Genomic DNA, 10,558 nt, shown 5'->3' with positions numbered 1-10,558 from the left:
GCCACCCCCAGGCAACCGCCGCGACGCCCGCCAGCGCCACGCCAAAGGCTCCCAGCGCCGGCAGGCCCAGCACCGGCAGCCCGACAAACAGCGCCCAGGCGGCACCCCAGGTCAGCAACGCGGGCAGCGGCCAGGCGAGTTTCATCGGCTGCGATCGTAGTCGCGTCGGCCTGCCTGGGTGGTGGTTCTAGGGGTGTCGCCTGAGTGATCCGCGCAACACTGGGGCGCGGCGAAGTGGATCCGCGGCCCGGGGCTGGATAGCATCGCCGGCTGCACCGAGCACAAGCCTTGCTTGGCAGTCCCGGTCCATCAGACCACCGAGGAGAAGTTCTCTTATGCATCCCGCCCCCCACGCCACGCCGCTCACCCTCCGGCCGCACCCCCTGGCCGCCGCCGCCGCGCTGGCCTTGGTCGCCTTGGCGCCCGCCGCCTGGGCCCAGCAGCAGCCCGCTGATCCTGAAGCCGGCAAGCTGCAGACCATCACCGTGACGGCCGAGCGGCGCACCGAGAACATTCTCAACGTGCCGCAGTCGGTCAGTGCGATCCGCGGTGAAGAGCTGGAGGTGCTGAACAGCGGCGGCCTGGACGTGCGCCAGCTGGCCGCCCGTACGCCGAGCCTGAACATCGAGTCGTCGTACGGCCGGGCCTTCCCGCGGTTCTACGTGCGCGGCCTGGGCAACACCGACTTCGACCTGAACGCCTCGCAGCCGGTCTCACTGGTGTTCGACGACGTCGTGCAGGAGAACCCGGTGTTGAAGGGCTTCCCGCTGTTCGACCTGGCCCAGGTGGAGGTCCTGCGCGGCCCGCAGGGCACCCTCTTCGGCCGGAACTCGCCGGCCGGCGTGGTCAAGTTCGAGTCGGTCAAGCCGTCACAGAAGCAAGACGGTTATGTCAGCGCCAGCTACGGCACTTACGGCACCTCGAGCCTGGCCGGTGCCTTCAACCTGCCGCTGGGCGGCGACTGGGCGGCGCGCTTCGCGGCCCAGATCCAGCACCGCGACGACTGGGTCGAGAACACCTACGACGCTGGCCCGACGCAAAAGCTGGAAGGCTACGACGACAGCGCCGCGCGGATCCAGGTGCTGTATGCGCCGCACGCCGATTTCTCGGCGCTGGCCAACATCCACGGCCGCGAGATGAAGGGCAGTGCACGGCTGTTCCGCGCCAACATCATCAAGCCCGGCACCAACGACCTGGTCGACGGCTTCGACCCCGAGAAGATCTCGACCGACGGCAAGAACGAGCAGGAGCTGTCCAGCCAGGGCGCCAACCTGCGCCTGCGTTGGGGCCTGGGCGGCAACATGACGCTGCACTCGATCACCGGCCACGAGACGCTGGATGCGTACAGCCGCGGCGACATCGATGGCGGCTATGGCGCAGTGTTCCTGCCTGACTCCGGGCCGGGCACCATCCCGTTCGCTGCCGAATCGGCCGATGGCATGCCCGAACATCGCCAGTGGACGCAGGAGTTCCGCCTCGAAGGGGACGCCGGCAACGGCGTGAAGTGGCTGGGCGGCCTGTACTACTTCAAGGAGCATCTCTTCATCGAGAGCTTCAACTACGACTCGCTCGGCGGCGGCGTGCAGAACGGCTACGCGACGCAGAAGCAGGACAACACCGCCTGGGCGGCATTCGGTTCGATCAACTACCGCGTCAGCGACGCGTTCGAGTTGCGTGGCGGCCTGCGTTACACGCGTGACAGCAAGGACTTCGTCGCCAACCGGGTCGAGGCGCCGCCGTTCAGCGCGCCCGAGCTCCTGCAGATTCCCAAGGAGACGCGTGCTTCCAATACCAGCTGGGACCTGAGCGGCACGTACTCGATCGACAAGGACACCAAGGTCTACGCCCGGGTCGCCACCGGCTTCCGCGCGCCGTCGATCCAGGGTCGCCTGCTGTTCCCGCCGAGTGGTCCGGATGTCGTGCCCGCACGTGACTGGGTGACCGTGGCCGATGCCGAGAAGGTGCTGTCGTACGAGGCTGGCGTGAAAGCCGAGTTGTTCGACCGCCGTGCCCGCCTGTCGGCCAGCGTGTTCCGCTACACCGTGAAAGACCAGCAGGTCACCGCGGTCGGCGGCACGCAGAACTTCAACCGCCTGGTCAACGTCGAGCGCACCATCGGTCAAGGGGTTGAGCTCGACCTGCGTGCGATGGTGACCGACAACCTGATGGTCACGCTGGGTGCCAGCTACAACGACACCAAGATCGACGACCCGGACTTGGCCATTGCCAAGTGCGGCAATGGTTGCACGGCGACCGACCCGGCCGGCCCGGCAGCCGGCACGGTGCTGATCGACGGCAACCCGCTGCCGCAGGCACCGAAGACGGTGCTCAACTTCACCGCCCGCTACGGCCTGCCGACCGAAAGCGGCGGCGAATGGTTCGTCTTCACCGACTGGGCTTACCGCAGCAAGATCAACTTCTTCCTCTACGAGTCGAAGGAATACACCGGCAAGCCGCTGCTCGAAGGCGGCCTGCGCCTGGGCTACAGCTGGGGCAATGGCAAGTACGAAGCCGCCGTCTTCGGCCGCAACATCACCAACGAGGTGGTGGCGGTCGGTGGCATCGACTTCAACAACCTGACCGGCTTCATCAACGACCCGCGCACCTTCGGTGCGAGCTTCCGGATGAGCTTCTGAAGCTGGCCTGACGATGATTCGAGGGCGCCGCAAGGCGCCCTTTTTCATTTGCAGGCCTGGGTGTCGCGCAGCGCTTCCAACACCGGTGCGCGGTCCGACTCGGGCAGGAACGAATGCTCGGCCGCCTGTACCGCCATCGCCAGCAGGTCGGTGACCTGCAGGTCCTGGTGCTCCAGCAGCAACGCCGCTTCGGCCGTCATCGTGGTGCATGACATCAGCGGGTTGTCGGTGTGGTACGACAGGCTCAGGCCGGCGCGCCACAGGCGGCCGATCGGATGCTCGCGCAGCGACGGCACGGCGCCGGTGTGCACGTTGCTGCTCGGGCACAGCTCCAGGTGCAGGTTCTTCTCGCGCACCTGGGCCAGTCGGTCTTCACCGGCCGGGGTGCCCAGCCAGTCGGCCAGGCGCACGCCGTGGCCGATGCGCGTGGCGCCGAGCGCGGCCGCTTCGAGCACGCGTTCGGCCACATCGGCCTCGCCGGCGTGCAGCGTGATCGGCAGGCCCCGGTCGCGCACGATGGCCAGCGCTTTGGCGTGCAAGCTCGGCGGGAAGCCGGCCTCGGGGCCGGCCAGGTCGAAACCGATCACGCCGTCGTTGCGGTAGCGCAGCGCCAACCGGGCGACGCGCTCGCTGCGTTCAGAGGGTTCGTGGCGCATCGCGCACAGGATCAGGCCGCAGGGCATGGGGCTTCTGGTCAGCCCGGCCAGCAGCGATTCGACCGCGGCTTCGGCGCTGACCTCGTCGCTCTCCAGCAGCAACGGCGCCATGCGGAACTCGGCCAGCACGCAACCGTCTTCACGGGCGGCCTTGGCGGCCTCGTAGGCCACGGCCTGCATCGCGGCCGGCTCGGCCATCGCGGCAACGGTCAGGCCAAAGCCTTTCAGGTATTCGACCAGGCTGCCGGCGTGGGCGCGGGCCGTGAACCACTCGGCCAGGCCGGCCTCGTCGGCAGCAGGGGCTTCGATGCCCCGCGAACGCAGCAGGCGCATCAGGCTTCGGTGGGACAAACCGCCGTCCAGGTGCTCGTGCAGCAAGACCTTGGGCAGACGGCGCAGAGTGTCAAAAGAAATCGGCTGGTCGTGCATGCACCATCGTAGGCGATGCACGACCAGCCGGCCGTGACGGGTATGACCAAGGTCCCGGACGCCGCAGGTCACGCGGCCGGCACCTCCGGAGGCCCGATCAGGTCAAGGGCGAGGGCTCGCTGTCGTCGCTGGTCGGTGGCTCGGCCGTGATCAGGTCGAACTTCAGCGGCTCGCTGGTCTCGACCGTGTTCGCGTCCGTGGTCTGCTCGAGCGCGAAGCTGAACAGTGATTCAGGCGACACGAAGGCCGACATCGGCACCTGGTCAGCCGCCGGCGGCGGTGGGGGCGGGGAAGGAGGCGGCGGCGAGTTGTCGCCACCGCTGCCACCGCAGCCGGCCACCAGGGCCGTGCAGGCGAACAGGTAAGACAGGCGTCGCAGTGCAGAAGCGTTCATGGGGTCCTGCTTCTTTCTGCCTCAGCGGCTCTTGGGGGACTTGGCGGCGGCCTGGGCAGCGACCGCGCCGGCGCCGGGGTAAGGCGTTGCCAGGTACGGGAAGCCCGAGAGGAAGTACTGCTGCGCCTGGTCGACGTTGTCGTTCAGGTTGAACACCGCCGAGCCCAGCGGCACGGCCGACGGCTTGCACGCCGCGCCGAAGCCCAGTGCGTCGGTGTCGCCGTTGGCCACGCACAGCCCGCCCATCACCGCGACCAGCGAGATGTCGACGATGTCGTCCTTCGGCCGGCGGCCGTTCGGGTAACCGGCCGAGTCGTTGCCGGCGGCCAGGATGTTGCCGACGATGCCCAGCCGGTTCTGCTGTGCGTACGGCACGGCGGCGATCGCGGTGTTCAGCCGCAGCATTTCAGACGGCACGACGTTGGCCGGCTTGTTGACGCCGGTGATGCCGGTCAGGAAGGTCGTGACCAGGTCGTTGCGCGGCAGGTTGGTAGGCGACGAGTTCGGCAGCTCCAGGTACGACTCGAGCAGCTTCGGGTACGACGGGTTCGTCACGTAGGCGGCGAACTGGCCGTCGTCCTTGGGCTTGGCGGCGTTGAAGCGGTTCTTGTCCTTCAGGCCGATCACCAGTTCGTTGACCAGCGGCATGCCCAGGCGCGAGACCTGCGTCCACGCGCCGCCCGCGCGCTCGGCCGTCTGCAGGCCGGCCTTCGGGCTCGGGTCCAGCAGGCGGGTTTGGCGCAGGCTCGCGGTGGTCCAGCCGCCAATGACCGTTTCGCTGCCCTGGGTCAGGCAGCTCTTGGCGACTTCGAGCGCGATCGCGGTCACGTTCTTGTAGGCCAGGGTGCTGGCCGAGGCGCCGATGGCGTTCGGGTCGGTCAGCGCCGAGACGGGCGCGGCCACCTGGTCGAACACCACGCCGAGGTTGACCGCGAACGGGTCTTGCCGCTGGCCGACGAACAGCTTGCCCGGCGTCGGGCAGCCGGGGATGTTGACGCTGTAGATGTGCTGGCCGGCATAGGCCACGTAGTCGGGGATGGTCTTCGAGCCGATGTTGTCGGCCGGCTTGTCGAAGGTGGCCGAGCCGCCGCTGGCGTTGGTGATTGCCGCGGCGGTGCCGGTGCGGCGGTCGCCGCGCACCAGGGTGACGGTGTAGGTCTGGTTGACCTGAAGGTGCTGGTCGCGCGGCGCACTGACGGTGCCCTTTTGCAACGGGGCGATCTGCGGCGACTGGTCGCCCACGGCCACGGTGATGCCGGCGCCGCCGTTCGACAGCTCGTTCTTGAAGCGGAACTGGAAGGTCAGGTCTTCTTTCGCGTCGCCGTTGTTGTCGACGTGGATCTCGTACAGCGCGTTACCGTCGAGGTCGAAGTAGTTCGGGCCGCCGTAGCTGTCCTGCAGCGGCAGGTAGTTGGCGATCAGCGTCACGTAGTTGCCGCGGCCGGACTCGTAGCTGTTGAACATGTAGAAGTCGGCCGCGTCGACCTTCGGCGAGGTCGTGATGAACGGGGCTTCACGGTGGCTGGAGGCTTGGGTGCCGCCGGCCATGGCCAGCAGGGCGGCCGCGACGATGGGCGTGGCGCGTCGCGTCAGGGGACGGATGGGGTGCATGCAGGGACTCCTCTCGACGAAATGGTTGGCGGCGCCGCGTCGACCTGACCAAAGTCAGGTGCAGGTCGTATGGGCCGCGGCGTCCGTCGTTTCCTCTACGGGTTGCCCCACCGATCGGATGCACTCGGTCAGAAACTGTTTCGCGGCCTGCGGCATCGAACCCCCGGCGAGCCGCCGGAATCGGGCTTCAAAGTTGCTATCCTCCCCGCCACTTCGAACCTGGCTTCGTTACCCAAGGACCTTCATGTTCCGCAGATTGATCATTGCCGCCGCGCTGTCGGCCGGCCTGTCGGCCTCTGCCTGGGCCCAGCCCGCCCTCGTCTATGACATGGGCGGCAAGTTCGACAAGTCCTTCAACGAAGCGGCCTACCGCGGGGCGGAGCGCTGGAAGAAGGACACCGGCAAGCCCTACCTCGATTTCGAGATCGCCAACGAAGCCCAGCGCGAACAAGCGATGCGGCGCATGGCCGAACGCGGCGCCAGCCCGGTGATCGGCATCGGTTTCTCGCAGGGATCGAGCATCGAGAAGGTCGCCAAGCAGTTTCCGAAGCAGCAGTTCGTGATCATCGACTCGGTGGTCAAGCTGCCCAACGTCGAGTCGGTGGTGTTCAAGGAACACGAGGGCAGCTTCCTGGCCGGCATCATGGCGGCCATGTCCAGCAAGACCGGCAAGCTCGGTTTCGTCGGCGGCATGGACATCCCGCTGATCCGCAAGTTCCAGTGCGGCTACGAGCAGGGCGCGCGCTACGCCAACCCGAAGATCGAGCTGACCGGCGCGATGACCGGCACCACGCCGGCCGCGTGGAGCGACCCGTCGCGTGCCGGCGAACTGGCCAAGGCCCAGTTCGCCAAGGGGGTTGACGTGATCTTCGCCGCCGCCGGCGGCTCCAGCGTCGGCGTGTTCCAGGCCGCCAAGGACGGCGGCAAGCTGGCCATCGGTGTCGACAGCAACCAGAACCACCTGCACCCCGGCACGATGCTGACTTCGATGGTCAAGCGCGTCGACGTGGCGGTCTACAACGCGGCCAACAAATCCACTCCCGGCATGACCTCGCTGGGTCTGAAGGAAGGCGGCGTCGACGTCGCGATCGACGAGCACAACGCCAAGCTGGTGTCGGCGGCGATCAAGGCCAAGGTCGACGCCGCGCGGGCCGACATCATCGCCGGCAAGATCAAGGTCGTCGACTACATGGCCGCCAACAGCTGCACGCCTTGAGCGCGTCTGCTGTTGAGTCCGCCGCGCCGGCCAGCGCGGTGGCGATGACCCACATCTGCAAACGCTTCGGCGCGCTGCGCGCGAACGATGAAGTGGACCTGCGCGTTGCGCGCGGCAGCATCCACGGCATCGTCGGCGAAAACGGCGCCGGCAAGAGCACGCTGATGTCGATCCTGTACGGCTTCTACCAGGCCGACAGCGGCGAGATCGAGATCGAGGGCCGACCCGCCCGCATCCGCAACGCACACGACGCGATCGCGCTGGGCATCGGCATGGTCCACCAGCACTTCATGCTGGTCGAAACCTTCACCGCGCTCGACAACGTGCTGCTCGGCGCCGAGCCCAGCTGGCGCCTCGGGCCGGCGCGCCAGCGCGTGCGGCGCGAGCTCGAAGCGCTGATGCGCGACACCGGGCTGCAGCTGAACCTCGACGCCATCGTCGAGACGCTGCCGGTCGGCGAGCGCCAGCGGCTGGAGATACTGAAGGCGCTGTACCGCGGTGCGCGCATTCTGATCCTGGACGAGCCGACCGCGGTGCTGACCCCTGCCGAGACCGACACCTTGTTCGTCACGCTGCGCCAGTTGCGCGAGCGTGGCAGCACGGTGCTGCTGATCACCCACAAGCTGAAGGAGATCGCCGCGCTGTGTGACCGCGTGACGGTGATGCGCGCCGGCCGTGTGGTGCTGGACACGGCGATCGCCGACACGACGATCGATGGCCTGGCCGAAGCGATGGTCGGCCGTCGGGTGCAGCTCGGCCGTCGCGGAGGTGCCGTGGCGCAGTCCGGCGCCGCGCCGCTGCTGAACGCGCAGAACCTGAGCTGGCGCGACGAGCAGGGCGTGCTGCGCCTGAACGAGGTGTCGCTCGCGCTGCGGCCGGGCGAGATCGTCGGCATTGCCGGCGTCTCCGGCAACGGCCAGAGTGAACTGCTCGACGTGCTGGCCGGCCTCGCGGCGCCCGCATCGGGCAGCCTGCAGCTCGGTGACCAGCGGTTCGAACCCGGCCGTTGGCTGACACCCGCGCGTGCGCGCCGCCTGCGCCTGGCCCATGTGCCTGAAGACCGCCACCGCCGCGGCCTGGTGCTGCCGTTTGCTGCCTGGGAGAGTGCGGTGCTGGGTTACCACCGCCTGGCGCGTTATGCGCGGCGTGGTTTTGCCCGCCGCGGCGCGATGCACGACGACACTGCGAAGATGATGGCCGACTACGACGTGCGTCCGCGCGCGCCGGGCCTGCGCAGCGCCAAGTTTTCCGGCGGCAACCAGCAGAAGCTGGTGCTGGCGCGCGAGGCCCTGCACCAGCCGAAGGTGCTGCTGGTCGGCCAGCCGACGCGCGGTGTCGACATCGGCGCGATCGAGTTCATCCACGGCCGCCTGCGGGTGATGCGCGACGCCGGTGGCGCGGTGCTGGTGGTCTCGTCGGAGCTGGACGAGATCCTCGCGCTGTCGGACCGGGTCATCGTGATGAACGCTGGCCGCATTGCCGGTGAACTGCCGATCGAAGCGTGCAGCGAGTCGGCGCTGGGTTGCTTGATGGCGGGGGTGCAGCAGTGAGCAGCAGTCAAGCTTATGAGCTGCCGCGCTGGATGGACCTCGGCTTGCTGCCGGTGCTCAACCTCGGCATGGCGCTGGCTGTCAGCGCACTCGTCGTCGCTTTCACCGGCCAGGATCCAGCGCAGGCCCTGTCATTGCTGTTGCGCGGCGCCTTCGGCAGCGCGATCGGCTTCAGCTACACGCTGTACTACGCAACGACCTTCGTCTTCACCGGCCTCGCGGTCGCGGTGGCCTACCACGCCGGCCTGTTCAACATCGGCGGCGAGGGCCAGGCGATGCTCGGCGGCATCGGCACCTCGCTGGTCGCGCTGTGGTTGGGCGATCACTACCCGGCCTGGGCCGTGCTGCCGGTGATGGTGGCCGCGGCGATGCTGTTCGGCATGCTGTGGGCGGCCGTGCCGGCGGTGTTGCAGGCCTGGCGCGGCAGCCACGTGGTGATCACCACCATCATGTTCAACTTCCTCGCGTCGGCGTTGCTGTCGTACCTGCTGGTCGAGATGTTGAAAGAGCCCGGCAACATGACGGTCGAAAGCCGCGCTTTCGGCGCGGCTGCGATGATGCCGGGGGTGAGCGATGCCTTCGCGACCATCGGCATCGAATGGCCCCGCTCGCCGCTGAACCTGTCGATCCTGCTGGCCATCGCGGCCGCCATCGCCGTCTACTTCTGGCTCTGGCGCAGCACCTCGGGCTACGCCGTGCGCACGGTTGGCTTCGCACCCGGTGCCGCGCAGTACGCCGGCATCCGCCCGGCGCGGCAGGTGATTGTGGCGATGTGCGTTTCCGGTGCGCTGGCCGGTTTGCTCGGTGTCAACGAACTGGCCGGTGTGCAGGGGCGGTTGCGGCTGGACTATGTGGTCGGCGCCGGTTTCGCCGGCATCGCCGTATCGTTGATCGGCCGCAACCACCCGGTCGGCGTGGTGCTGGCGGCGTTGCTGTTCGGTGCGCTGTACCAGGGCGGTGCCGAGCTGTCGTTCGAAATGCCCGGCGTCAGCCGTGACATGGTGTTCACCTTGCAAGGCCTGATCGTGTTGTTCTGCGGCGCGCTCGGGCAAGCCGCAGCGCCGTCGTTGGCGCGCGCCTGGGCCCGCTGGTCCCACGCGAAGGAGGCCAGCCATGGATGACCTGGCCACGCTGATCGCGTCGACGCTGCGGGTGGCCACGCCGCTGATCCTGTGCGCGCTGGCGGCTACGCTGTCCGAACGCGCCGGCGTGATCGACCTCGGCCTCGAGGGCAAGATGCTGGCGACCGCGTTCGCCGCCGGCAGCGCCGCGGCATTGACCGGCTCGCTGCCGCTGGCGTTCCTGATTGCGATCGTCGTCGGTATCGCGTTGTCGATGCTGCACGGCTACGCCTGCGTCAGCCACCGGGGCGACCAGGTGGTGGCCGGCATGGCGATCACGATGACCTGCGCGGGCCTGACCGTGGTGCTGGGCGTTGCGTGGTTCCACCTCGGCGGGCAGACACCGGCGCTGCCGGACGAACTGCGCCTGTCGCGCTGGTTCGGCGGGCCGGGCGGCGCGACGCCGATGCTCGGCCTGCTGGGCCACAACGGCTTGGTCTACCTGGCGTTGCTGCTCGTGCCAGCGGTCGTCTGGCTGCTCGACCACACCCGCTTCGGGCTGCGTCTGCAGGCCACCGGCGAGAACCCGGCGATGGTCGACGCGGCCGGCGTCTCGGTGCTGGCGCTGCGCTACCAGGCGCTGGCGCTGAACGGCGTGCTGTGTGCGCTGGCCGGGGCCTACCTGGTGCTGGCGCAAAGCCCGAGCTTCGTGCCGAACATGACGGCCGGCCGTGGCTACATGGCGATGGCCGCGATGATCTTCGGCCACTGGCGTCCGCTCGGCGCGCTCGGGGCCTGCTTGCTGTTCGGCTTTCTTGACGCACTGGCGATCCGCCTGCAAGGTACGCCGTTGCCGGGCATCGGCGCGGTGCCGGTGCAGGCGATCCAGGCTTTGCCCTATGCGATGACGGTGGTGCTGCTGGCCGGCTTCATCGGCCTCGCGCGTGCTCCCAAAGCGCTGGGACAGCCTTACGTGAAGGAACGTTGAGAAATGAAGCCCCCACG

At 68.4% G+C, this 10,558-nt stretch carries 8 protein-coding genes; 5 read left to right on the top strand and 3 right to left on the bottom strand.

Translation table 11 applies throughout. The annotated features are described in order from the left end of the window. Positions 1 to 335 precede the first annotated feature (335 nt). The gene (locus tag VFY73_RS19965) at positions 336 to 2,636 is read left to right on the top strand and encodes a TonB-dependent receptor (protein ID WP_329722053.1); all 2,301 of its coding nucleotides are present in this window, start codon (positions 336 to 338) and stop codon (positions 2,634 to 2,636) included. A gap of 44 nt (positions 2,637 to 2,680) precedes the next feature. Here VFY73_RS19965 and add read toward each other — a convergent pair whose 3' ends face one another. The 3 genes from add to VFY73_RS19950 form a co-directional block, all read right to left on the bottom strand. Continuing rightward, the gene (gene add, locus VFY73_RS19960; RefSeq protein WP_329722051.1) at positions 2,681 to 3,721 is read right to left on the bottom strand and encodes an adenosine deaminase; all 1,041 of its coding nucleotides are present in this window, start codon (positions 3,719 to 3,721) and stop codon (positions 2,681 to 2,683) included. A 97-nt stretch (positions 3,722 to 3,818) separates the two neighbouring features. Next, complete coding sequence (locus VFY73_RS19955) at positions 3,819 to 4,115, bottom strand: hypothetical protein (RefSeq protein WP_329722049.1); 297 nt, start codon at positions 4,113 to 4,115, stop codon at positions 3,819 to 3,821. A 21-nt stretch (positions 4,116 to 4,136) separates the two neighbouring features. After that, on the bottom strand, positions 4,137 to 5,726 hold the full coding sequence (locus VFY73_RS19950; RefSeq protein WP_329722047.1) for a DUF4331 domain-containing protein: 1,590 nt from the start codon (positions 5,724 to 5,726) through the stop codon (positions 4,137 to 4,139). A 244-nt stretch (positions 5,727 to 5,970) separates the two neighbouring features. Here VFY73_RS19950 and VFY73_RS19945 point away from each other — a divergent pair, with 244 nt between their 5' ends. Genes VFY73_RS19945 through VFY73_RS19930 form a run of 4 tightly spaced genes read left to right on the top strand, consistent with a single transcriptional unit; the run spans position 5,971 to position 10,541 of the window. Continuing rightward, positions 5,971 to 6,942, top strand: coding sequence for a BMP family ABC transporter substrate-binding protein (locus tag VFY73_RS19945; RefSeq protein WP_329722045.1), 972 nt, complete (start codon positions 5,971 to 5,973; stop codon positions 6,940 to 6,942). Then, positions 6,939 to 8,492, top strand: a complete 1,554-nt coding sequence (locus tag VFY73_RS19940; RefSeq protein ID WP_329722043.1) for an ABC transporter ATP-binding protein — start codon at positions 6,939 to 6,941, stop codon at positions 8,490 to 8,492. Before VFY73_RS19945 ends, VFY73_RS19940 begins: the two co-directional genes overlap by 4 nt. Further along, positions 8,489 to 9,613 carry an ABC transporter permease gene (locus VFY73_RS19935; protein ID WP_329722041.1) on the top strand — a complete coding sequence of 375 codons (1,125 nt, stop codon included), beginning with the start codon at positions 8,489 to 8,491 and terminating at the stop codon, positions 9,611 to 9,613. The genes VFY73_RS19940 and VFY73_RS19935 overlap by 4 nt, the downstream gene beginning before the upstream one ends. Continuing rightward, positions 9,606 to 10,541, top strand: coding sequence for an ABC transporter permease (locus VFY73_RS19930; protein ID WP_329722039.1), 936 nt, complete (start codon positions 9,606 to 9,608; stop codon positions 10,539 to 10,541). Before VFY73_RS19935 ends, VFY73_RS19930 begins: the two co-directional genes overlap by 8 nt. Positions 10,542 to 10,558 lie beyond the last annotated feature (17 nt).

The organism is Ideonella sp., assembly GCF_036277275.1.
Taxonomy (GTDB): Bacteria; Pseudomonadota; Gammaproteobacteria; order Burkholderiales; family Burkholderiaceae_C; genus Ideonella.
Note: the sequence above shows the minus strand (reverse complement) of the source record. Positions and strands in the feature narration are given on the sequence as shown.